At 46.7% G+C, this 22272-nt stretch carries 23 protein-coding genes; 18 read left to right on the forward strand and 5 right to left on the reverse strand.

Annotation, left to right across the window (positions count from 1 at the left end):
- Positions 1-19: 19 nt before the first annotated feature.
- Positions 20-1534 (reverse strand): PLP-dependent aminotransferase family protein, encoded by a 1515-nt coding sequence (locus MSG36_RS02305; RefSeq protein WP_050653100.1) that lies wholly within the window; start codon positions 1532-1534, stop codon positions 20-22.
- Positions 1535-1797: 263 nt separating this feature from the next.
- On the opposite strand from MSG36_RS02305, the gene MSG36_RS02310 reads away from it, so the two are divergent.
- From MSG36_RS02310 to MSG36_RS02325, 4 genes are all read left to right on the forward strand, one after another.
- Positions 1798-2664, forward strand: coding sequence for a transporter substrate-binding domain-containing protein (locus MSG36_RS02310; RefSeq protein WP_248366000.1), 867 nt, complete (start codon positions 1798-1800; stop codon positions 2662-2664).
- Between the two features lie 131 nt (positions 2665-2795).
- On the forward strand, positions 2796-3437 hold the full coding sequence (locus MSG36_RS02315; protein ID WP_017066356.1) for an amino acid ABC transporter permease: 642 nt from the start codon (positions 2796-2798) through the stop codon (positions 3435-3437).
- Between the two features lie 134 nt (positions 3438-3571).
- Positions 3572-4237 (forward strand): ABC transporter permease subunit, encoded by a 666-nt coding sequence (locus tag MSG36_RS02320; RefSeq protein ID WP_017066357.1) that lies wholly within the window; start codon positions 3572-3574, stop codon positions 4235-4237.
- Positions 4230-5084 (forward strand): amino acid ABC transporter ATP-binding protein, encoded by an 855-nt coding sequence (locus MSG36_RS02325; protein WP_282452171.1) that lies wholly within the window; start codon positions 4230-4232, stop codon positions 5082-5084. The genes MSG36_RS02320 and MSG36_RS02325 overlap by 8 nt, the downstream gene beginning before the upstream one ends.
- Before the next feature lie 144 nt (positions 5085-5228).
- Here the strand turns inward: MSG36_RS02325 and MSG36_RS02330 are convergent, their stop codons facing one another.
- Positions 5229-5957, reverse strand: a complete 729-nt coding sequence (locus MSG36_RS02330; protein WP_248366002.1) for a UTRA domain-containing protein — start codon at positions 5955-5957, stop codon at positions 5229-5231.
- Positions 5958-6168: 211 nt separating this feature from the next.
- On the opposite strand from MSG36_RS02330, the gene MSG36_RS02335 reads away from it, so the two are divergent.
- The 6 genes from MSG36_RS02335 to MSG36_RS02360 all read left to right on the forward strand — a co-directional run bounded on the left by MSG36_RS02335 (position 6169) and on the right by MSG36_RS02360 (position 11567).
- The gene (locus MSG36_RS02335; RefSeq protein WP_248366004.1) at positions 6169-7272 is read left to right on the forward strand and encodes an ABC transporter substrate-binding protein; all 1104 of its coding nucleotides are present in this window, start codon (positions 6169-6171) and stop codon (positions 7270-7272) included.
- A gap of 61 nt (positions 7273-7333) precedes the next feature.
- A complete protein-coding gene (locus MSG36_RS02340; protein WP_248366007.1) occupies positions 7334-8212 on the forward strand; it encodes an alkaline phosphatase family protein in 879 nt (292 codons plus the stop codon).
- On the forward strand, positions 8209-9102 hold the full coding sequence (locus MSG36_RS02345) for an ABC transporter permease subunit (protein ID WP_017091956.1): 894 nt from the start codon (positions 8209-8211) through the stop codon (positions 9100-9102). Before MSG36_RS02340 ends, MSG36_RS02345 begins: the two co-directional genes overlap by 4 nt.
- Positions 9102-9887 carry an ABC transporter permease gene (locus tag MSG36_RS02350; RefSeq protein ID WP_004732591.1) on the forward strand — a complete coding sequence of 262 codons (786 nt, stop codon included), beginning with the start codon at positions 9102-9104 and terminating at the stop codon, positions 9885-9887. Before MSG36_RS02345 ends, MSG36_RS02350 begins: the two co-directional genes overlap by 1 nt.
- Positions 9887-10906, forward strand: a complete 1020-nt coding sequence (locus tag MSG36_RS02355; protein ID WP_017078395.1) for an ABC transporter ATP-binding protein — start codon at positions 9887-9889, stop codon at positions 10904-10906. Before MSG36_RS02350 ends, MSG36_RS02355 begins: the two co-directional genes overlap by 1 nt.
- A gap of 1 nt (position 10907) precedes the next feature.
- A complete protein-coding gene (locus MSG36_RS02360) occupies positions 10908-11567 on the forward strand; it encodes an HAD family hydrolase (RefSeq protein ID WP_248366010.1) in 660 nt (219 codons plus the stop codon).
- 94 nt (positions 11568-11661) lie between these two features.
- Here the strand turns inward: MSG36_RS02360 and MSG36_RS02365 are convergent, their stop codons facing one another.
- Positions 11662-11844, reverse strand: coding sequence for a hypothetical protein (locus MSG36_RS02365; RefSeq protein ID WP_248366013.1), 183 nt, complete (start codon positions 11842-11844; stop codon positions 11662-11664).
- Positions 11845-11927: 83 nt separating this feature from the next.
- Here MSG36_RS02365 and hppD point away from each other — a divergent pair, with 83 nt between their 5' ends.
- From hppD to maiA, 4 genes are read left to right on the forward strand one after another with little or no spacing between them, the layout of a single operon-like run.
- Positions 11928-13001 (forward strand): 4-hydroxyphenylpyruvate dioxygenase, encoded by a 1074-nt coding sequence (hppD, locus tag MSG36_RS02370; protein ID WP_248366016.1) that lies wholly within the window; start codon positions 11928-11930, stop codon positions 12999-13001.
- Positions 12994-14124 carry a homogentisate 1,2-dioxygenase gene (locus tag MSG36_RS02375; RefSeq protein WP_017075602.1) on the forward strand — a complete coding sequence of 377 codons (1131 nt, stop codon included), beginning with the start codon at positions 12994-12996 and terminating at the stop codon, positions 14122-14124. Before hppD ends, MSG36_RS02375 begins: the two co-directional genes overlap by 8 nt.
- Positions 14125-14136: 12 nt before the next feature.
- Positions 14137-15174, forward strand: coding sequence for a fumarylacetoacetate hydrolase family protein (locus MSG36_RS02380; protein ID WP_050651183.1), 1038 nt, complete (start codon positions 14137-14139; stop codon positions 15172-15174).
- A gap of 38 nt (positions 15175-15212) precedes the next feature.
- Positions 15213-15902 (forward strand): maleylacetoacetate isomerase, encoded by a 690-nt coding sequence (maiA, locus tag MSG36_RS02385; protein WP_050651184.1) that lies wholly within the window; start codon positions 15213-15215, stop codon positions 15900-15902.
- 212 nt (positions 15903-16114) lie between these two features.
- Here maiA and MSG36_RS02390 read toward each other — a convergent pair whose 3' ends face one another.
- Positions 16115-17044, reverse strand: coding sequence for a carbamate kinase (locus tag MSG36_RS02390; RefSeq protein ID WP_248366018.1), 930 nt, complete (start codon positions 17042-17044; stop codon positions 16115-16117).
- Positions 17045-17567: 523 nt separating this feature from the next.
- Positions 17568-19604 carry an acetoacetate--CoA ligase gene (locus MSG36_RS02395; protein ID WP_248366020.1) on the reverse strand — a complete coding sequence of 679 codons (2037 nt, stop codon included), beginning with the start codon at positions 19602-19604 and terminating at the stop codon, positions 17568-17570.
- A gap of 199 nt (positions 19605-19803) precedes the next feature.
- Here MSG36_RS02395 and phhA point away from each other — a divergent pair, with 199 nt between their 5' ends.
- The 4 genes from phhA (at position 19804) to MSG36_RS02415 (ending at position 22200) form a co-directional block, all read left to right on the forward strand.
- Positions 19804-20598 (forward strand): phenylalanine 4-monooxygenase, encoded by a 795-nt coding sequence (phhA, locus tag MSG36_RS02400; RefSeq protein ID WP_017065113.1) that lies wholly within the window; start codon positions 19804-19806, stop codon positions 20596-20598.
- A complete protein-coding gene (locus tag MSG36_RS02405) occupies positions 20588-20926 on the forward strand; it encodes a 4a-hydroxytetrahydrobiopterin dehydratase (RefSeq protein ID WP_248366021.1) in 339 nt (112 codons plus the stop codon). The genes phhA and MSG36_RS02405 overlap by 11 nt, the downstream gene beginning before the upstream one ends.
- A gap of 251 nt (positions 20927-21177) precedes the next feature.
- Complete coding sequence (locus MSG36_RS02410; RefSeq protein ID WP_004732615.1) at positions 21178-21387, forward strand: DUF3283 family protein; 210 nt, start codon at positions 21178-21180, stop codon at positions 21385-21387.
- Positions 21388-21483: 96 nt separating this feature from the next.
- A complete protein-coding gene (locus MSG36_RS02415) occupies positions 21484-22200 on the forward strand; it encodes a YebC/PmpR family DNA-binding transcriptional regulator (RefSeq protein ID WP_017057670.1) in 717 nt (238 codons plus the stop codon).
- Positions 22201-22272: the final 72 nt, after the last annotated feature.

Below are 22272 nucleotides of genomic sequence, written 5' to 3' on the forward strand. Positions count from 1 at the left end.
AAACCGCTCTTAAGTGATGCTAGATCTTCATCACCTCTGACAGCTCTTTGATACCGGGTGCGATCAGATCTTTGTCGATGGCGTGAAAGCCCAATCGAAAATAGGAGTTGGGATCATATTCTGACAATGCTTCACAGCCCGATTCCGTCTCGGTATTAGTCATGAAGTGTGAATACCCGGTTTCAATCAGTATTCCTTTTTGTGCGGCTCGCGATGCTAAACGTTGGCTATTGATGTGGCTGGGCGTTTGTAACCACAGAGAGTTGGCCTGCTCGCTTTGAGCCAGTCGCTTGCAGTCAGGTAGGTATTTCAAGACGGCATCGTTGATCAGCTTCCAGCGTTGACGTGTGTTTTCCCTAAAGCGCCTCACAAAGCTGTCGTAGTAGCCTTGTTCAATAAAGTGCGCCACTTCCATCTGAACGCGGCTTGGCGCGTGTCGATACATCAAGCGACGCAGTATTCTAAGGTCGTAGATCAACTCTTCAGGTGCCACGATGTAGCCTAATCTTAAGCCGGGTGCTAATAGCTTAGAGAAGCTGCTGACGTAGATGACGCGTCCTTCCTTGTCACTGGCTTTTAGCGCGGGTTTAGGGTTCCACTCCACGTTGCACTCGGCGTCATAGTCGTCTTCGATAATCACCGCGTCGTTGGCTTTGGCCATTTCCAGTAACTGAGTTCGACGCTCGTCACTCATGGTGACGCCAGTTGGGGCTTGATGGCTAGGCGTGACATAGAAGTGATCGCACAGTGAAGAGTGCTCATTGAATCTCAATCCTTGTTCATCCACTTGATGCGGGTGTAACTGCGCGCCAGATAGATTAAAGATGTGATTCGCTTCTTTGTAGCCGGGGTTCTCGACTCCGACTCGGCTCTGATGGTTCATGAGCAAAGTCGAAATCAAATACAGCGCATTCTGCGAACCTAAGGTTATGAGGATCTCATCACTTTGGGCGTGAATACCACGCTGAGGAAGCACCCTTGTGCGTATCTGTTCGACCAGCATGTCGACGTCTTTATCGACCTTGTCACACAGCCAGCGGTGGTCATTTGGATCTGAGGTGACCTTTCTTGTGGCTTCCCGCCATTGCGCTAACGGAAAGTCATTGATAGAGGGTTGGCCAAAAATAAAGGGGTACTGATAGCAGCTCCAATGCGAGGGTTTGACGATGCGAGGGTATTGACTCAATTGCAGTTTAACTCGCTTGCTCCAATCCGGTGCATTGTCGTTGTCTGTTGATTCAAAATGATCCAAGTTCGCGTCTATTTCTTCGCTCGGATTTTGATACTTTTCTGACAGGTAATAACCACTGCGAGGCTTGCTGATGAGATAACCATCATCGAGCAAACTGTCGTACACCAACGAGACCGTATTGCGTGAAACGCCCAATTGGCTAGAGAGCTTGCGACAAGACGGAAGCGCTTGTTCCGCAGGAAAAATACCATTCAATATCGCCGTCACCAAATAGCTACGCACTTGTTCTTGCAGGCTTCTTTTGGAATCAAACTCGATGAAACAATTGTGATTTATCGCCATGAGATACAGTCCTTATTCTCAGTAAACCTCGGTCCTATTTGTATAAAAGAGCAAGAAGTGAGCCAGAGTTCATATGGATGTTCTAAGGACTGGCTTTTGAACGGTATCTAATGAGAAAGGTGCCCTGTCCCAAACCCGAAAGTTACTTTGTCCCAAACTAGAAAATTGCTCTGTCCCAACCCGAAAATTAAATTGGCTCTACGTCTTCGAGGCATTCCGTTCATAAAGTAAAGGCAGGCAAATAATCTCGATAAGGAAAGCGTATGAAACAGGGAATGACGATGAAGGCATGGGTTTCAGCAGCGGCAGCAACAGTCGTACTGGGTTGTTTTGGTATCGCACAAGCATCCGAGCTTGCAGCCATCGAAAAGCAAGGTTTTATGAAAGTGGCGACAGAAGACAACTATTCGCCATTCAACTACATCGATCGTGGTAATCCGGCTGGGATTAATAAAGATCTGCTTGATGAACTGCGTGAATATTCGAAGTTCGATATTGAACAAGAGATCTTACCTTGGACTGGGCTACTCGCGTCAGTATCCGCAGGCCAATACGATGTGGCGTTAACCGGAGCAATCATTACCGACGCCCGTTTAAAGGCCTTTGACTTTACGCCGCCTATTGCTTCCGCGCAGCACTACTTCTTAACCCGAGCAGGTGATGACGACATTAATACTGTCGCGGATCTAGACGGTAAAACTGTTGGCTTACAAGCGGGTAGTGCTTTGTTAGAGCGACTTCCTGAGCTGGAAGAGATGCTAGAAGCACAAGGCAAGTCTTTGGGCAAAGTCGTTCAGTATCAATCTTATCCAGAAGCGTATTCCGACTTGGCAATCGGTCGTATCGACTATGTGATCAACAGTGTGGTTTCAGTTAACGAGGTAGTGAAGTCCAAGTCAAAGGTATTCAAAAAAGGCGAAGCAGTCTCTGGCCCAGGTTTCGTTAGCTGGCCAGTTCCTAAAGATAATCCTGAGCTTTTGGCTTACCTAACGGAATTCTTCCTACACCTTGAGCAAACAGGAAAAATGGCAGAGTTGCAGAAGAAGTGGTTCGGTGAATCGTTCGACCAACTCCCTTCAGAAGCCATCACTTCGGTTGAGCAGTATCACAAGCTAACAGCCGTTCAATAGATGAATAAGCATGCGCCGACACAAACAGTTAGCGGCTGTTTGTGTCCATGCCAATGGGTTCAAAGCGGTTTAACCCATGAGTCATTGGCGCACAATCTATCGAAAGAAGTCGCTGATCAAAGAGGTCGTTTATGGATTATTACGCTTGGGAACAGTTACTACAGGGCGCGTGGGCAACGGCATGGATATCGGCAGTATCGATTGTATTAGGTGTCGTCATTGGCTTAATGATTGCCTTGGTTAGAATGATGAAAATCCCGTTTGTGGATCAAATGTTGGGCATTTATGTTAGTTGGGCACGAGCAACGCCTTTGGTTACGTTGGCTCTGTTTATTTTCCTTTCTTTTCCGTCATTTGGCATCAATTTAGATAAACACGTTTCTGCCATTTTAGCTCTCACACTCAATACATCGGCATTCAATGCAGAGATTTGGCGCAACGCCTTTCTTAACTTTTCAAAAGGGCAAATGGAAGCGGCTGAAGCCATTGGTATGAGACGCATCACTTACTTTCGCCGCATCATGTTCCCGCAAATGGTGATCATGAGCCTACCTGCGCTAGTCAATGAGATGTCGTTCTTAATTAAGGGCAGCCCAGCGATTGCGGTGATCGGTATTGTCGACCTAACTCGTGTCACCAATCGAATCTCTGCGGTTACCTATGAACCACTTGGGCCGATTCTGTGTGCCGGCGCCATATACATGTTGATTATTGGCGTGTTGGTGAAGTTGCAAGCGGTGGCTGAAAACCGAGCCACTTATCTGCAGCAGTAAGTGTGGCTAGCAGTCATCTACCTCAGTCACAGCTATCAACAACAGCCATAGTTTAGCCGTCACGGCTACTTGGTCAGAAGCACCATTTACCTGCTTGTGATGCGTTATTGAGCGGGTAAGTTTAAGGAGTAAATATGGAAGAATGGAATATTATCTGGCAACAAAAAGAGCTGTTTGCTTCAGGGTTTGTGACCACATTTTATCTTTTTGTTTCGTCTTCAATCTTGAGTTTCATCATTGGCATCAGTTTGTTGTATTGCCTCGAAAATTCAAAACTTGGTGTGAAGTACACCATCAATAGTTTGATAGGCATGATGCGCACCTTGCCGTTTCTTATCTTAGCGTACCTGCTCTATTACGGGCTGCCGCAGGTTGGTATTCGACTCGATGCGATTACAGCGGGAATCATCGCGCTAAGTCTCTATCATGGTACCTATTTTTGTGAGATTTTCCGAGGTGTTCGTAAGGGGCTAGAGCCAGGTTACATCGAAGCAGCGCACGCTTATGGCTTCTCTAAATTCAAAACCTTTACCCGAGTTATTACCCCAAATGTGTTGTTTAAATCGGTTCCGCTGATCACGAACCAACTCATCATCTGCTTAAAAGACACTGCGTTTCTTAGCATCATCACTGTCGCAGAAATTACCGCGGCCGCTAACAGCATTCAATCGACCTACTTTATCCCATTGAATGCGTTCATCATTGCTATCGCGCTCTACTGGGCTGTGAGTATTGCACTTGAAACCATCACCAAACGAATCCAAACCAAAGTTGAACTTAGAGGGCTTAGCCATGCTTAAACAATCAGAGATTATTGAAACGGAAGCACCGATTAACCCTTCTTCGAGCGTGAGTTTGGAAGTGATTGAGTGCGAGCCACTATTGGAAGAACGAGAGACGATCATCAAGGTTGAAAACCTGTCGAAACAGTTTGATGGCATAGAAGTACTGCGAGACATCAACCTCAACATCAACAAAGGCGATGTGGTGAGTATTCTCGGTTCGTCAGGTTCGGGGAAATCGACGTTATTACGTTGTATGAATTGGCTAGAGCAGCCAGAGCGCGGCATGATCTTTATGGGTGATGAACGCATTGGTATCAACTCTGAAACGGGTAAACCACTCAAATATAAAGAGCTGGCGAAACTCAGAGAGCGCCTTGGTATGGTTTTCCAAAGCTTCAACTTGTGGCCACATCTAACCGTGTTGCAAAACGTCATGGAAGCGCTCGTTCACGTTAAGAAGATAGCGAAATCAGACGCCGAAGAGATGGCTCGTAAGCAACTCGATAAGGTTGGGATGTCGCACAAACTAGAGAACTACCCGAGTATGTTATCGGGTGGGCAAAAGCAACGTGTCGCCATTGCCAGAGCACTCGCTATGGAGCCGGATGTGTTGCTGTTTGATGAACCAACGTCAGCACTCGACCCGGAATTGGTCGAAGAGGTGTTATTGGTGATGAAGAAACTGTCGCAAGAGGGCTACACCATGGTGGTGGTGACGCATGAGATGGAGTTTGCGCGTCAGGTGTCGGATCAGGTGGTGTTTCTTGAGAAGGGCATATTGATTGAAAAATCCAACCCAGAGAAGTTTTTCACTAACCCAGATTCATCAAGGGTAAGACAGTTCCTCAAGCTTGATTCATGAGTTGATAGCTTGCACAGCTTCAAGGTTCGACCGTTAAAAAACTCCGACAGAATTTGTCGGAGTTTTTGTATGTTAGCTTTTTCTTCCTAAACCTAAACCTAAACCTAAACCTAAGTCTAAAACTAGGCAAATGGTCATGTGATGTTAACCAATACTGTCAATATGAATGACCACAGAGTCCGGTCGCCAGTATTCCAGTTCGCAGTCCATCAACTCGCCATCTTGTTTGTAGTTCACTCGGCAGATCTTCAAAACAGGTTGGCCCTCTGCCAAATTCAGTGCTTTGGCGACATGCGCAGGGGCGGAGGTGGGAATCACATCAAAGCGTGAGCGCTTGGTCTCGTAGCCGTATTTTTCTCGGTAGATGCCTGTCAGTGACATGGTGAGGTTTTCCGACAAGACACCATCAAACAAGGGCGCTTTCAGTACATTTTCAACAAACAGCACCGCTCTGCCATCAATAAAACGCAAGCGCTCAATCACGTGTATCGGGGTGATCTGTGCTATCTCTAATGCTTTGGCGTAATCGCCTGCCGCCATCTCTGTGCGGGTGCTGAGCAGTCTGGTTTCTGCTATGCGGTGTTGTTCACGAATCATTTGATGAAAGTGAGAACGTGACAATGGGTTATAGCGAACACGTTCGGGTGACACATACCAACCTCGGCGCTCTTCTCGATATATCAAACCTTCGGTTTCTAATGATACCAACGCATCTTTGAGCGTGATTCGTGTGGTTGAAAACAGCTCGCTGAGCTCTCTTTCGGATGGCAGTTTTTGCCCTTCGGTGAAGATGCCTGATTGAAGCTGTTCTCTGATGCTTGCCTTAATTCTGCCTAGCTGTGTCCCTGATTGCCCTGTGGCCAATGTTCTCATTGCTGATCTAGTCCATAAGTTCGTGTGCCCAATAAGGTAAACCACGGAGTTAACAGGAATGTGACAGTAAACAAAGGCTTATTGTCATATGAGTGAAATATAACTGCCACGGAAATGCATCCTAACTGTCAAATAACTTGCGCGAAAGCGTCACACTCCGGCGATAGCATACAAAACGAACTTACTGACCTAGTCCAGAGGGATAGAGACAATGAAAACTTTGCTTAGCCGTTCAACTGTATCGCCAGCCAAACTTATGGGTTCATCCACAAAGCTAATCGGCGCAACGTTAATAACGGCAACACTTTCAATGCCAGCGATGGCGAAGGATGCTGATCTTGAGTCACTGATTGAAGCCGCTCAAAAAGAGGGTGCGGTTTACAGTGTGGGTATGCCAGACAGTTGGGCAAACTGGAAAGGCACATGGGCTGACCTGAAAGCAAACTACGGTTTGAAGCATCAGGATACAGACATGAGCTCGGCTCAAGAGATCTCGAAATTTGAAGCAGAGAAAAGAAACGCAACTGCAGATATCGGTGACGTCGGTTTCGCCTTTGCACGTGTCGCTGTGCAGAAAGACGTAACGCAGCCATACAAGCCAACGACTTGGGATGACATTCCAGACTGGGCGAAAGACAAAGATGGTCACTGGGCTCTGGCTTACACAGGTACTATTTCGTTCATTTCAAACAACAACCTTGTTGAAGATGCACCAAAATCTTGGAGTGACCTACTCGAAGGCGACTACAAAGTCACAGTCGGTGATGTAGGCGTAGCCGCGCAAGCAAACAACGCAATTCTAGCGGCTGCATTTGCTAACGGCGGTGACGAGTCGAACCTAAAACCAGCGATTAAATTCTTTGGTGAGCTAGCGAAGCAAGGCCGCCTGTCTTACACAGATCCAAGCATCGCGAACCTTGAAAAAGGCGAAGTGGAAGTAGCAATCATGTGGGATTTCAACGCACTGAATTACCGTGACAAGATCGACCGTGAGCGCTTTACGGTAAGCATTCCACAAGATGGTTCAGTGATCTCTGGTTACACCACCATCATCAACAAATACGCGAAAAACCCGAACGCGGCGAAGCTGGCTCGTGAATACATCTTCAGCGACCAAGGCCAAATCAACCTAGCAGAAGGTTACGCACGTCCAATCCGTAGCAGCGTTACGTTACCTCAATCAGTACAAGACAAGCTGATCTCGAACGAAGAATACAGCAACGTGCACCCAGTATCTGACTTCTCAGCATGGGAAAAATCAGCACGTCGTTTGCCACGTCAATGGCAAGAAAGCGTATTGATTCACCAGCAATAACCCCGCTTAACACGCCACCTGTAACGGGTGGCTTATAGAAACAAGCAATAGAGAATAGACCATGAGCAATAAGGTTATCCTTGTTGTTCTAGATGGACTGAACTATCAGGTAGCCCGTGATTGCATGGGCTACCTGAACGGTCTTCTAGAACTAAGCGATTTGCAGACAAAACAGGGCGGTTTGCAGAATAAACAGAGCACTTCGCAGAGCACGCAAAAAAACAAGCTGCGCGCCACGCTTTACCCTGTGCAGTGTGAGCTGCCATCCATGTCACGCCCACTGTATGAGTGCATTTTAACTGGGGTTCGCCCTGTCGAGAGTGGCATTATTAACAATCAAATCGTGCGTCTGTCGAATCACGAGTCGATCTTTAGCTTGGCTAAGTCACAGGGCAAAGTGACGGCTGCAGCCGCATATCATTGGGTGAGTGAGCTGTATAACCGAGCGCCATTTGATGCTGTACGCGACCGTTTCACTAACGATGAAACCATGAACATTCAACACGGCTGTTTCTACCATTGGGACCACTACCCTGATGAAGCCTTGTTCTTGGATGCTGAGCACCTGCGCGTGACTCATCAGCCTGATTTCTTGCTGATTCACCCAATGAACATTGACGACATAGGGCACAAGCACGGGCTGGATTCTCGCCAATACCGCAATAGTGCTCGTGGCGCGGATATCTACCTGTCGAACTACCTAGAGAAATGGGTAGACGATGGTTATCAAGTGATCATCACCAGTGACCACGGCATGAACAATGACTTGTCTCACGGTGGCATTCTGCCTGAAGAGCGTGAAGTGCCTTTCTTTGTGATTGGCGATAAGTTTACACACCAAGAATGTTCAGTGAAACAGACCGACATCTGCGGCAGCGTGTGTCAGCTACTCAACCTTGAACACGATAAATCTTACACTCAGGAATTGTTGGCCCTATGAGCAGTTCTGTAATCACGCAGACCGATGGCTCTGCGCTTAAACCCAAAACCAAATCTTTGTTTCAACGCTTCAAGCCCGCCTTGTGGCTTGCGCCTTTCGCACTGTTTTTCTATCTGTTCCAACTGGCACCTATGGTTTGGGTGCTGATCAACAGCTTCTTCTACGATGATGAGCTCTCTCTCGAAAACTATTCTGAAATATTCGACTCTGCCTTCATGATGCAGGCTTTTGGCAACAGTTTATGGCTGTCGATTTGGTCGAGCATTGTTGGCTTGGCGATTGCGACTCTGCTCGTTTCTTCATTGCGCCGCGTTGATTCTAAAATCCGCGATGCGGTGATTGCGTTTACCAACATGAGCAGCAACTTCTCAGGTGTGCCTCTGTCATTCGCCTTCATCATCATCTTGGGCACCAACGGTGCTATCACCTTATTGCTCAAACAGTATGGATTGCTGGGTGATTTCGACCTGTACGGCAAGTGGGGCTTGCTGGCGATTTACATCTACTTCCAGATCCCATTGGCGGTGTTGTTGCTGTATCCAGCGTTCGATGCCCTGAGTGACGACTGGCAAGCAGCTTCGGCATTGCTTGGCGCGAAAACTTGGCAGTATTGGACCAAAATCGCGCTGCCTGTGTTATCTCCTGCCTTGTTTGGCACCTTCATCATCTTGATTGCTAATGCGATTGGCGCCTATGCGAGTGTGTATGCGTTGACCTCGGGCAACTACAACGTGATTACGATTCGAATTGCGAGCTTGGTATCGGGTGACTTGTTCTTAGAACCCAACCTAGCCGCTGCAATTTCTGTGATTCTGATGGCGATGCTAGCCTTCATCACCGTGATTAACCAATGGCTGATCAGCAAAAGCTACGCAGGGAAGAGAAAGTAATGAACACCGTCAATACTCGCTTTCATAAAACGGTTGTCTATTCGATTGTCGGCATCATGATGATCCCGATCTTGGCGACCTTTATCTACTCGATCTCTTCTCGTTGGGGCGCGACGATCCTGCCGGATGGCTTCACGTTAGATTGGTACATCAACCTGCTGACCGATCCTCGCTTCTTACAAGCCTTTGGTCGTTCACTGTTTATCTGTGTGGCTGCGCTGTCATTGAGTGTGGTGTTGGTTCTGCCTGCGATTTTCGTGGTGTTTTACTATTTCCCGAAGCTCGACAAGGTGATGAATATCTTGATCTTATTGCCATTCGCTGTGCCACCCGTGGTGTCGTCGGTTGGCTTGCTTCAGCTATATGCCGATAGTGAAATTTCCTTGATAGGCACACCGTGGATCTTGATTGGTACTTACTTCACCATCGCGCTGCCATTCATGTATCGCGCGATTGCCAACAGCTTTGAAGCGATTAACTTGCATGACTTGATGGATGCAGCACATCTGCTCGGTGCAAGTACCACCAAGGCGTTCTTGTTGATTATTCTGCCAAACCTTAAGAAAGGCTTAATGGCGTCATTGTTCTTGTCGTTCTCGTTCCTATTAGGCGAGTTCGTGTTCGCCAACATCTTGGTGGGTACACGCTACGAGACACTGCAAATCTACCTATACAACATGCGTCAAACCAGCGGCCACTTCACGTCAGCCCTTGTGATGACGTACTTCCTGTTTATTTTCTTACTGACTTGGTTGGCAAGTCGTTTCAGCCAGGGAACAAAATAATGAGCTATGTAAATGCAAAAAACCTCACCAAGAGCTTTGGTGACAACACGGTGTTTGAAGATATTGAATTTTCCATCGAGAAGGGCGAATTCATTACTCTGCTTGGCCCAAGTGGCTGTGGTAAATCGACTCTATTGCGCAGCTTGGCAGGCCTGAATCCTGTTGATGGTGGCGAGATCTGGGTGAACGGTGAAGAGATTACTCACCAAGTGCCACAACAGCGTGGCATTGGCATGGTGTTTCAATCTTATGCGCTTTTCCCGAACATGACGGTTGAAGGCAACATTGCGTTTGGTCTTAAGATGAAAAAGCTTGCTGCTGACGAGATTAAACGTGAAGTCGCGAAAGTGATTGGGCTGGTGGACTTAACGGGCAAAGAGAAGTTCTACCCGCATCAGTTATCGGGCGGTCAGCGTCAGCGTGTCGCCTTGGCAAGAGCCTTGGTGGTCAAGCCGCGTATTCTATTGCTCGATGAACCGCTTTCGGCGCTGGATGCGAAGATCCGTAAACACCTACGCCAACAGATCCGAGATATTCAAAAAGAGATGAACCTGACCACGATCTTCGTGACCCACGATCAGGAAGAAGCGATGATCATGTCTGACCGCATCTTCTTGATGAACAAAGGCGAGATCGTCCAAGCGGGGACACCCGAAGAGATCTACACTCAACCTGCCAATGAGTTTGTTGCTGGCTTCATGGGCCACTACAATCTGGTGCAAGCGAACAAAGCCAAGCAACTTTTCAACATTGAAACCGAGTGGAAAGTGGCGATTCGCCCTGAATCTATCTACGTTAAAGAGCAAGGCCGACAATATGGCGAACATATCTCTGCGCCGAAAACGGGCACTATTCGTAACCACCAGCTGCTGGGCAATGTGATTCGCTACCAAGTGGACGTTGATGAATGTGAATTAACTGTCGATTTACTTAACCGCTCCTCTGAACGACTGTTGGCAAACGGCAGCCAACTTGAACTCCTGTTTAACCTTAACGAAATTCAACCTGTGAGAGCCTAAGATGTTCAAACCTTTGTATGTATTTGATATGGACGAAACGCTGATCAATGCCGATGCCGCGATGCTATGGAATGAATTCTTGGTTGAAAAGGGCATTGCTACTGCGCCCAACTTTATTGAAGAAGACCAGCGCTTAATGGGCCTGTATTCGGAAGGTAAGCTGAACATGGAAGATTACCTCACGTTCGCTATGCAGCCACTGGCTGACATGCCAACAGAGCAAGTGACTGCCTTGGTGGAAGAGTGTGTTGAACAGCATATTTTGCCTAAACAGTTCAAACAGTCGAAACCTTTGATTGAGCAGCTAGAGAATGATGATATCGATATGTTGATCATCTCTGCCAGCGTGACTTTCTTAGTAGAAGCGGTCGGTCGTAAGATTGGTATTGAGAACGCACTCGGTATTGATTTGATTGAAAACCAAGGCCGTTTCACGTCTCAAATCTCAGGTGTGCCAAGCTACCGTGAAGGCAAAGTGACGCGTTTAAAAGAGTGGTTAGACAATCAAGAAACTAACTACTCAGACATTCACTTTTATACGGATTCAATCAACGACTTACCTTTGTGTGAGCACGCTGATTTTGCTTACCTAGTAAACCCATGCCCGCGTTTGAAAGCGTTAGCCGATCAACCGAATTGGTCGATTCTCAACTGGGATTAAATTGAATCTTATATTCGAATTAGGTTCGTTCTAGAACTCATCAAGCCGCTGACTACAGCGGCTTTTTTGCATCATCAATCTAATGTTCGATTTATCACCTTAGCTGATAAAATTGCGTATGTAACAATTCGATAACATCTCTTGCTCTGCTGTAAATCAAACCACCATCTTTCAATCCCTTGATAGCACTCACTTTGTTGTTGTGAGGTTTTGTGTGTAACAAATATTTTACAATTTGACGGGTTTTTAGCGTTATTGCCCATTTCCTTCTATCCATTCCAATCTTTCCGCTTGTGGGCCAAATTTAATTAAGGACAAAAACCACGTAATACAAAACCAATAGGTACAAGGAGAAAGTTCATGGTGGATACATACAACCCGCTTGGCACGGATGGATTCGAGTTTGTTGAATACACGGCCGTTGACCACAAGGGAATTGAGCAACTTAAAGCGCTGTTTGTGTCACTTGGTTTTGCTGAGATCGCCAAGCATCGTTCAAAAGAGGCTTGGCTGTATCGACAAGGTGACATCAACTTTATCGTTAATGAACAACCACACAGCCAAGCGGAGGCGTTCGCCAAGGTGCATGGGCCATCGGTCTGTGGCATGGCTTTTCGTGTCAACGAAGCAACCGCTGCCATGGAACAAGCGTTTAAGGGCGGTGGTGAAGAGTACAAAACAGAAATAGGGCCAATGGAGCTGAGCATTCCTGCTATTTACGGTATCGGTGAAAGCCTGCTCTATTTTGTGGATCGCTATGGCAAGCAGAGCATCTATGACGTCGATTTCCGATTCTATGATGATGCTGAAGAGCGTATGGCCAAAGCCAATGTTGGTTTGTATGAAATCGACCACCTCACGCACAACGTGAAGCAAGGCAATATGGATGTGTGGTCTGGGTTTTATGAGCGCATCGGTAACTTTCGCGAAATTCGCTACTTCGACATTGAAGGTAAGCTGACAGGCCTTGTGAGCCGCGCCATGACCTCACCGTGTGGTAAGATCCGAATTCCAATTAATGAATCTTCAGATGACAAATCACAAATTGAAGAGTTCATTCGCGAATACAACGGCGAAGGTATTCAACACATCGCACTCGCCACAGATGACATCTACAAAACGGTGAAAACTCTGCGTGATCGCGGCATGGACTTTATGCCAACCCCTGATACCTATTACGAGAAAGTCGACGAGCGTGTGAAGGGCCACGGTGAAGATACCGACTTGCTGCGCGAGCTTCGCGTTCTGATTGATGGCGCACCGACCAAAGACGGCATCTTGCTGCAAATTTTCACACAGACGGTAATTGGGCCTGTGTTCTTTGAAATCATTCAGCGTAAAGGCAATGAAGGCTTTGGCGAAGGTAACTTCAAGGCGCTGTTTGAATCGATTGAAGAGGACCAGATTCGTCGAGGAGTATTAGACGATGCATAAATGGATCTCGTTTCCTCATCGGGAGGGTGTGTGCTCTAAACAAGCGCATGCCGACTTCCCTGAAGAGGCAATCTATGAGCGAGAGGCGGGTCGGAGTGGTTTCTTCGGTCCTGCCGCTCACTTTCATCACCAACATGCCCCAACAGGTTGGTCGGAGTGGGAGGGCGATTTACGCCCTCGCGCTTTTGATTTCACGCTGGTGGAAAAAGCCAGCCAGATAACCCCTTGGGCGGTGCCTCATCTTTTGCACAATGCAGACTGCAAAATCCGCGTATGGCGCATGGATGAGAAGATGGATTTCTTAGTGCGTAATTCCGATGGTGATGAGCTGCTGTTCATTCATCAAGGCAGCGCCGATCTCTATTGTGACTATGGTCATCTAGCCGTGAGTGAAGGGGATTACGTGATGATCCCGCGCTCGACCAACTGGCGTTTAGAGCCAAGCGAGCCGATGTTTATCTTGATGATTGAGAACACAGACGCGGCTTACTCCTTGCCAGAGAAAGGCATGGTTGGCAATCACGCGGTGTTTGATCCGGCGGTGCTCGACATCCCTTCTATCAATGATCAATTCCGCGCTCAGTATTCAGAAAACCAGACTCAGGTTCAGGTGAAGCGCCACGATAAAGTCAGCGTGATCACCTATCCGTTCAATCCATTGGATGCAATTGGCTGGCATGGCGACTTAGCGGTGGTGAAAGTGAATTGGCGCGATATCAGACCGCTGATGTCGCATCGCTACCACTTGCCACCCTCAGCGCATACAACGTTTGTGGGTGCTGGCTTTGTGGTGTGCACCTTTGTACCACGCCCGATTGAGAGCGATCCTGGTGCGTTGAAAGTGCCGTTCTACCACAACAATGACGATTATGACGAAGTGCTTTTCTATCACGCTGGTGACTTTTTCAGTCGCGATAATATTGAAGCGGGTATGGTGACTTTCCACCCTGCGGGCTTCACTCATGGGCCTCATCCTAAAGCCTTTAAGGCTGGGCAAGCGCATAAGAAGAAGTTTACCGATGAAGTGGCGGTGATGATCGATACTCGCCATGCACTGCAGTTCTCTGACGAACTCGATAGCGTTGAGAACAAAGAATATGTTTACAGTTGGCAAGAGAAGTAAGGGGCAACAAGGATGAAATTAGCAACCAAGAAAAATGGTACTCGCGATGGTCTATTGATGGTCGTGAGTAAAGATCTTAAACAATGTGTAGCTGCCACTGAAATCTTCCATGCGATGCACCTTGCCCCCACCATGCAGGTTGCGTTGGATAACTGGGACAGCGTTGCACCTCAGTTAGGGGAGCTATACACCTCGTTAAACAACGGGCATGTGACAGGCAGTGAAGTGTTTGCTTCTCAGTATTGTGAATCACCATTGCCACGAGCTTATCAATGGGCTGATGGCAGCGCCTATGTAAACCACGTTGAACTGGTGCGTAAGGCGCGTGGTGCTGAAATGCCAGAAAGCTTCTGGGTCGATCCACTCATGTATCAAGGTGGCTCAGATGCCTTTATTGGCCCTCGTGACAACATCGAATTTGCCAGTGACGAGTGGGGCATCGATTTCGAAGGTGAGGTCGCGATTGTCACCGGTGATGTGCCTATGGGTGCCAGTGCTAAGCAGGCGCACGATTCGATTCGCTTGCTGATGCTGGTGAACGATGTGTCGCTGCGCGGCTTGATTCCGGCAGAGCTTGCTAAGGGCTTTGGCTTCTTCCAGTCTAAACCGTCTTCGGCGTTCTCCCCCGTCGCCGTTACACCTGATGAGCTTGGTGAACAGTGGAAAGGCAGCAAGGTGCATTTACCCCTGATATCGACCTACAACGACCAGCCTTTTGGTTGCCCGAATGCGGGCGTCGATATGACCTTCAATTTTGCCGAGCTAGTTGTGCATGCAGCGAAAACTCGCCCGCTGTCGGCAGGCGCGATCATTGGCTCAGGCACGGTATCGAATAAGCAAGGCACTGACCACGGCACCTCAATTGCAGAGGGCGGCGTGGGCTATTCATGCATTGCCGAGGTACGCATGATAGAGACGATTCGCGATGGCAAACCTTCGACTCAATTCATGTCGTTTGGCGACTCGATCAAGCTTGAGATGTTTGATGCGGCGGGTGACTCGATTTTTGGCGCTATTGACCAAAAAGTTAGCCAATATCGAGCGTTATAGCCCATATTATAAAGATTCAGCTCGAGCGAGATCATTGTATGAATCAGAACATGACACTTTACGGTTACTGGCGCTCTTCGGCCGCCTATCGGGTGCGTATTGGATTGAACCTAAAGCAGCTCAACTATGAATCTAAATCGGTGCATTTGGTGCGGAATGGCGGCGAGCAGCATGAGCCACAATATCGTGAGCTCAATGCCAGTGAATTAGTGCCTGTGCTAGTGGATGGTGAAGTTAAACTCAATCAGTCGCTGACTATCTTGCAATACTTGGACGAAAACTATTTATGTGAGAGCAGCCCAGACTCCTTGTTGATTCCAGAGCAAACACCATTGCGCTATCAAGCGTTGGCAATGGCTCAGGATATTGCGATAGAAATTCACCCTCTTAATAACCTGCGTGTGCTGCAGTATTTGGAGCGAGAATTATCGTGCGAGCAAGAGGCAAAAATGGATTGGCTTCACTATTGGATGAGCCAAGGTTTTTCGGCATTAGAAGAGAAGCTTTCTAAGCATCGTCAAACACACGGTGACTCGGTGTATAGCCTCACCGATTCACCATGTATTGTCGATATCTGCTTAGTGCCGCAAGTTTACAACGCGCTGCGCTTTGATGTTGATATGTCACCTTATCCGCTGATTAACTCAATTGTCGAAGCGTGCAATCAGTTACCCGCTTTTATCGACGCGATGCCAGAGAACCAAGCGGATGCGAATGAGTCCATGTAGATTCACTGATGTAAACGAATATACTCTTCCCTTGGGCTACCAAAACCGTTTCTTGAAAGAAGCGGTTTCCAAAATTAAATATATTAAATGCAGTAAGCGTATGAATATTTATCCCGTTTAGCACTAATATGGACCTAATAAAAAAGCCTCGTTATTAAATAAGAGGCTTTAACCCAAGGTTTTATATTAGTGGTGATTATCATTCGATAATATTAATAATAAACAATACCTTCGCCTTTCGTAATCAGAGTACCAGCTTCATTGGTGATTATTTTATCTAAATCAAATAATGAACCAATCGCCGCATTACCCAATCCAGCTTCAACGAATTTACAAACGGCATCAATTTTTGGCCCCATAGAACCAGCAGGGAATGAAAATTCTGCTAAACCAGCAGGCGTTGCTTGCTTCATTTCTGCTTGGTCTTCTTTACCATAGTTACGGAAAATCGAACCATCGGTTAAGATAATAAATAAGTCGGCATGGATTTTTTCAGCCAGTAATTCAGCCGTAAGATCTTTGTCAATTACGCACTCTACGCCAGTACTCTTACCCTGTTCAATACTCACGGGAACACCGCCGCCGCCACAAGCGATAACAAGATTTTCTGTATCTAGAAGAGTTTCAATTTGCTGAATTTCAACAATGTTTTTTGGCATAGGAGAAGGCACAACACGACGGTAGTACTCGCCATCAGCTTTAAACTGCATTGTGCTTTGAGCCATTAACTCTTTAGCTCGTTGCTCTGTATATATAGGGCCAACAAATTTAGTCGGGTTAGCAAACGCAGGGTCTTTTTTGCATACTTCAGTTTGCGTGACTAGCGTCGCTACGTCTAATTCAGGGTCAATGTTTCTTAGTTCTTGCTGTAACATGTAGCCCACCATGCCACAGGTTTGAGAGCCTAGTACATCCATTGGATACGGGGTCGTCTCTGGTGAATATTCGTTATAAGCCGCGTTTTGTTCCATCAACAAACCTACTTGTGGGCCATTACCATGAACGATAACAATCTCATGCTCGCGTGCGATCGCGGCAATACTCGCCGCTGATTTGATTATATTTTCACGTTGGTTTTCAGCCGTTAATGCTTGGCCTCTTGCTAAAAGAGCGTTACCGCCAAAAGCTAATACTATACGCATGATAATGTCTCCGATCATTTAATAATGATTTTATTTTACGTAGGGATTAACCGCTTGTTTCTAATTAAATTCAAGCTTGTTAATAACAGTGACTAAGTTTTTAATTACTCTTAAGTAATTAACATGCCGAGATAGTATGGGAAAATAACCGTCCTAAATGTGATAGTTATCAAATTATTATTTCACTAGAAATGGAGCTGTGGAAATGGGAGTTATTGCAATTCGATTAAATATCCATAAGCTTGGATACAATCTAGCGGTGGAGTCTTTTTTGGAATAAATGATTCGTCTTTAGTGAATATTATCTCAGGCTATAAAATGATTAATTTTCTATTTTTGTTTTAAATATGATGAGCAGATCGCATTAAGAGCTTTAGAAAAAGTACGGGGCTATACTGAGGCGAGGGTTCACAAGCTTAAATAGAAGTTTAGATTCGGTTTTCAATCGGCTGCCTTTACTCTAGGTGTTATCTGACAGCCAAATGAAAATCGGAGATAGTTAGTCACTTTCTAAGGTTCAACACTAAAGCGAAACAACACTCTTTATCTCTTCCAAAACCTCGGCGTTAGCGATAGCCCCGAGGTTTTCTACACTCTTACTATTGATCACCTGTTTCACCGCCAACTCCACCAGTTTTCCTGAGCGTGTTTTTGGCACGTCGCTGATCGCAAATATCTGGCTTGGTACATGCCTTGGTGAACAAGATGATTTGAGCTTGTGCTTAATGGCGGCCAATAGCGTTTCATTTAGAACCACACCTTTCTGCAGTTGGACGAACAACCAAATCTGCTCATTGCGGTCGACATCTTTACCGACGGCGATGGAATCTATGATGCCCTCAATGGTGTTCACTTGCTGATAGATCTCGGCTGTACCAATTCGCACGCCACCGGGGTTGAGTGTGGTGTCGCCTCGCCCGTAGAACAGGTAGCCGCCATGTGCGCTCTGTGCGACTTCATCTCCGTGATGCCACACATTATCAAACCTATCCCAATAGGTGCTGTGATAGCGCTCTCCGGTGTCATTCCAGAAGCCAACAGGGAAATTGGGTAGGGAATTTGTACACACCAGTTCGCCACGTTCGTGATCGACCTTGTGACCAGAAGAGTTGAACACCTTGATGTCGACGCCGAGCCCGGCCTGTTGGCACTCTCCGCGATACACCGGCGAGATAGGGTTGCCTAAAACAAAGCAGCCACAAATATCCGTACCGCCAGAAATTGACGCTAAATGCAGGTCTTGCTTTATGTGCTTGTAGACGTAATCGAACTGCTCTGGGTAGAGCACAGAACCCGTCGAGCACAGTGTTCTTAATTGAGGCAGAGAGTGGCTGTCGAGCGGTGAGAGTTCGGCTTTCTCAATCGCTTCTAGGTACTTAGCTGAGGTGCCAAATGTCGATACGTCAGCACGCTGTGCTAAATCCCATAGAACGTTAGGTTGCGGGTAAACCGGGCAACCATCAAAGATAACCAAACAAGCACCGCTCGCGAGCGCAGAGACGTGCCAGTTCCACATCATCCAACCACAAGTGGTGTAGTAGAACACGCGATCTCTTGGTTTAATATCGCAATGAAGCTGATGCTCTTTTAGGTGGTTGATGATAGTGCCACCGACAGAATGCACAATGCATTTAGGCTTGCCCGTTGTGCCGGAAGAGTAGAGTACAAACAGTGGTTCATTGAAGCCGACACGCACAAATCGTACAGGTTGTGGCTGATAGTGATGAATGATGCTGTGCCAGCTTAGAATCGACACATCATGTTCAACTTTTTTCTTCTTTAAATCGCTCTTCTCTAAGTCATTACTCGGTTTCAAATAACCGATCTCACACACCTGTTTTAATTCGTTTAAGTGTTCGATGATTTCACGGTTCTTGTCCGTCATATCGAACGTTTTTCCATTGAAGGTGTAGCCATCACAGGTAAACAGCACCTTGGGTTTCACTTGGCCAAATCGCTCAATCACACTCTCGACGCCAAAATCAGGCGAGGTTGACGTCCAAATCGCCCCTAAGCTGGTGGTTGCCAACATCGCGACCACGGTTTGCGGCAGATAAGGGGTATAAGCGGCGACCACATCGCCTTGTTGCACGCCACATTCCACGAGCCATTGTTGAATGCTAGAGACTTCCTCACGCAAGGTTTGCCATGTGTAGCTTTGCTGTTCGCCATGCTCGTTCTCAAACCAAATCGCTAGTTCGTTTGGCAACGCTTTTGCTGAATGCAGCAAGTTTTCGGCGTAGTTAACTTGAGCATTCGGAAACCACACCGCATCGCGATTCGATTTCGGCTGCTGCCAGCGGCTTTCACCTTGAGTTTTGATGTGCTCGCTTTCTACCCTGTTAATACAGTCTTGCGAACCCACCATTCCACAAAACAGCCACACGTTATGCCAAAACGACTCCGGCTGATCCACAGACCATTGATGAAGCTCCGTGTAGTTTTTCAATTTCCGCTCGAATACGCCCTGCTGATCGAGGTTATTCATAAATCGGGTTACGTTGGCGTGTGCGATACGCTGGTCACTGGGTTGCCAAATTGGCTTATTGCTCTCGTGCATTCCTTTACCTTTAACAAAAAGTTAACGATTTCAGTCTGGTATTTAGGTTTTACAAAGTCAAAAGATCAGCAAAATAAGGGGTTGTCGGAATTGTGTAAATAAAATGTTACACGATCGCCTGTTTCGAAAAATCGTGCAAATTGGCGGATATAAGGAGTGGAGATAGGCTTAAAGTGAGACATTCGAAAGGAGGTGTGTAATGACTCAATATCATTCTAAGCCCGTGAGCCAAGAGGGATGGGTTGAGTGGAGCCTCGAAGAAGACGCCATTTGGCACGACTTAGTGAAAAGGCAACTGGACGTGATTAATGACCGCGCATGCGATGCTTATTTGCACGGTTTGACCCTGCTGGATCTGCCATTAGACAGAGTTCCCCAGCTGCCAGAGATAAACAAAGTGCTAATGGAAACAACAGGTTGGCAAGTTCAGCCTGTGCCTGCATTGATCGATTTCGACCGTTTCTTTGATTTGCTCGCCAATAAGAAGTTCCCAGTTGCGACATTTTTGAGAACGCGAGACGAGTTCGATTACTTACAAGAACCTGATTTCTTTCATGAAATTTTCGGTCACTGTGCCATGCTCACTAATGCCGATTTCGCAGCATTCACTGAGCATTATGGAAAACTAGGCCAAGCCGCTACATCCAAACAGCGCGCTTATCTTGCCCGTTTGTATTGGTTTACGGTCGAGTTCGGTTTAGTAAAAGAAGGCCAACAACTAAAAATCTATGGCGGTGGCATTCTCTCGTCTCCGGCGGAAACCATGTACGCATTAGGCGGTGATTTGGCGGTTCGTGAGCGGTTCGATCTGCAAACGGTGTTAAGAACTCCTTATCGTATCGACATCATGCAGCCGAAATATTACGTGATCGACGAGCTATCTGAGCTCTTCAAAATCAGTCAGGAAAACCTATTACAGCAAGCTGATCTCGCCATCGACGCGGGGTTACTACCACCACTTTTTGAACCCAAGGAACCAACACATGTTGAATGAACAAAAATGCGAAGCCTGCAGTATCGACGCGATTGCCCTAAGTAAAGATGAACAACAATCTTTACTGTTGGAGTTGTCAGACTGGCAGGTCATCGAAAGAGACGGCATCCCGCAGCTTGAGAAGGTGTTTAAGTTTAAGAACTACAAACAAGCATGGGCATTCAGCAACAAAGTGTCAGAGTTAGCAGAAGAAGAGTTCCATCATCCATCGATCTTACTGGAGTGGGGCAAAGTCACCGTCACTTGGTGGAGCCACTCAATCAAAGGCCTGCACAAAAATGACTTCATCTGCGCTTCCCGTTGTAATGTGTTCGCGGTGAGTGAGTAGTCTTGTTGGGTTAGGAGTTACTCTTGCAACCTCTGTGATGCGATTAACTCATTATTCGACTCATTAGGTGAGTCGAATACGTGATACTTTCTCCTCAAGGGGCGTCACTTCTCTCAAACTAGCTTGACCTGCATCAGCGACTTGCTTGGTTTCTTGTCTCATAAACCCTTTCTGTTACTCATAGTATTGGTTTTATGAGGCTGCTCTATGATATATTTCTCGGCCAAGTGTATTACAGACGAAGGCTAATAATGTCTATCAACCTTTCACTCCTTCCACCCAGCGAGAAAAATAAAATCGAACTGGATAAGCAAGCATCGTTTCTTGTATGGAAACTGAAGCAAGCGAAATGTGGCCCTGAAGCCATTGTTGAAGAAGCAATGAAGCTAGGTGACCCAGAAGAAAAGGCTTGGTTTGATCAGTCTGTAGAAAAATACAAACGGGTAATGGGTGTCGCATAAACGCAGACAAACCTTGCCCAGCATTGCTGTAGAATTGAAATGACACAGTAATTTGCTAGAATTTGCACCGTTAATTGAATCAGAGAGAAGATCCCGATGGGAAGAAGTTTTGAAGTGCGCAAGGCCTCAATGGCGAAAACTGCAGGCGCAAAAATTAAAGTTTATTCTAAATACGGTAAAGAGATTTACGTACTGGCTAAGAACGGCAGCTCTGACCCAGACATGAACCTACCTCTTAAGCACCTGATTGCTAAAGCGAAGAAAGACCAAGTACCAGCTCACGTTATCGACAAAGCGATCGATAAAGCGAACGGCGGCGGCGGTGAAGACTTCCAACCAGCTCGTTACGAAGGTTTTGGCCCAGGTGGCACAAGCGTAATCGTTGACTGTCTAACTGACAACGGCAACCGTACTTTCCAAGACGTTCGCCAATGTTTCGTTAAGACTGGTGCGAAAATCGGTGTTGAAGGTACTGTTTCTCACATGTTCGCTCACCAAGCTGTATTCCAGTTCAAAGGCGAAGACGACGAGATCATCCTAGAAACGCTAATGATGGAAGACGTAGACGTGACTGACGTTGAGCTAGAAGACGGTGTTATCACTGTATTCGCTCCAACGACTGAGTTCTTCAAAACGAAGACTGCACTAAACACTGCGTTCCCAGAGCTAACGCTAGACGTTGAGGAAATCACTTTCGTTCCTCAAACAACTACGCCAGTAGCTGAAGAAGATTCTGAGAAATTCCAGAAGTTCTTAGACATGCTTGACGACTGTGATGATGTTCAGCAGGTTTACCACAACGCTGAGCTGTAATCTTTACAGTAACAACAGTTATTAAAAAACCGAGCCTAGTGCTCGGTTTTTTTATGGGCGTAATTCAGGCGT

Origin of the sequence: Vibrio sp. 1CM8B, assembly GCF_023161685.1 — a bacterium.
In the GTDB taxonomy this organism is placed as follows: Bacteria; Pseudomonadota; Gammaproteobacteria; order Enterobacterales; family Vibrionaceae; genus Vibrio; species Vibrio coralliirubri.

Bases quoted from the DNA above. Each gene is read 5' to 3' on its own strand.
- MSG36_RS02305 (WP_050653100.1), bottom strand. From the start codon at position 1,534: ATGGCGATAAATCACAATTGTTTCATCGAGTTTGATTCCAAAAGAAGC.
- MSG36_RS02310 (WP_248366000.1), top strand. From the start codon at position 1,798: ATGAAACAGGGAATGACGATGAAGGCATGGGTTTCAGCAGCGGCAGCA.
- MSG36_RS02315 (WP_017066356.1), top strand. From the start codon at position 2,796: ATGGATTATTACGCTTGGGAACAGTTACTACAGGGCGCGTGGGCAACG.
- MSG36_RS02320 (WP_017066357.1), top strand. From the start codon at position 3,572: ATGGAAGAATGGAATATTATCTGGCAACAAAAAGAGCTGTTTGCTTCA.
- MSG36_RS02325 (WP_282452171.1), top strand. From the start codon at position 4,230: ATGCTTAAACAATCAGAGATTATTGAAACGGAAGCACCGATTAACCCT.
- MSG36_RS02330 (WP_248366002.1), bottom strand. From the start codon at position 5,957: ATGAGAACATTGGCCACAGGGCAATCAGGGACACAGCTAGGCAGAATT.
- MSG36_RS02335 (WP_248366004.1), top strand. From the start codon at position 6,169: ATGAAAACTTTGCTTAGCCGTTCAACTGTATCGCCAGCCAAACTTATG.
- MSG36_RS02340 (WP_248366007.1), top strand. From the start codon at position 7,334: ATGAGCAATAAGGTTATCCTTGTTGTTCTAGATGGACTGAACTATCAG.
- MSG36_RS02345 (WP_017091956.1), top strand. From the start codon at position 8,209: ATGAGCAGTTCTGTAATCACGCAGACCGATGGCTCTGCGCTTAAACCC.
- MSG36_RS02350 (WP_004732591.1), top strand. From the start codon at position 9,102: ATGAACACCGTCAATACTCGCTTTCATAAAACGGTTGTCTATTCGATT.
- MSG36_RS02355 (WP_017078395.1), top strand. From the start codon at position 9,887: ATGAGCTATGTAAATGCAAAAAACCTCACCAAGAGCTTTGGTGACAAC.
- MSG36_RS02360 (WP_248366010.1), top strand. From the start codon at position 10,908: ATGTTCAAACCTTTGTATGTATTTGATATGGACGAAACGCTGATCAAT.
- MSG36_RS02365 (WP_248366013.1), bottom strand. From the start codon at position 11,844: ATGGATAGAAGGAAATGGGCAATAACGCTAAAAACCCGTCAAATTGTA.
- hppD (WP_248366016.1), top strand. From the start codon at position 11,928: ATGGTGGATACATACAACCCGCTTGGCACGGATGGATTCGAGTTTGTT.
- MSG36_RS02375 (WP_017075602.1), top strand. From the start codon at position 12,994: ATGCATAAATGGATCTCGTTTCCTCATCGGGAGGGTGTGTGCTCTAAA.
- MSG36_RS02380 (WP_050651183.1), top strand. From the start codon at position 14,137: ATGAAATTAGCAACCAAGAAAAATGGTACTCGCGATGGTCTATTGATG.
- maiA (WP_050651184.1), top strand. From the start codon at position 15,213: ATGAATCAGAACATGACACTTTACGGTTACTGGCGCTCTTCGGCCGCC.
- MSG36_RS02390 (WP_248366018.1), bottom strand. From the start codon at position 17,044: ATGCGTATAGTATTAGCTTTTGGCGGTAACGCTCTTTTAGCAAGAGGC.
- MSG36_RS02395 (WP_248366020.1), bottom strand. From the start codon at position 19,604: ATGCACGAGAGCAATAAGCCAATTTGGCAACCCAGTGACCAGCGTATC.
- phhA (WP_017065113.1), top strand. From the start codon at position 19,804: ATGACTCAATATCATTCTAAGCCCGTGAGCCAAGAGGGATGGGTTGAG.
- MSG36_RS02405 (WP_248366021.1), top strand. From the start codon at position 20,588: ATGTTGAATGAACAAAAATGCGAAGCCTGCAGTATCGACGCGATTGCC.
- MSG36_RS02410 (WP_004732615.1), top strand. From the start codon at position 21,178: ATGTCTATCAACCTTTCACTCCTTCCACCCAGCGAGAAAAATAAAATC.
- MSG36_RS02415 (WP_017057670.1), top strand. From the start codon at position 21,484: ATGGGAAGAAGTTTTGAAGTGCGCAAGGCCTCAATGGCGAAAACTGCA.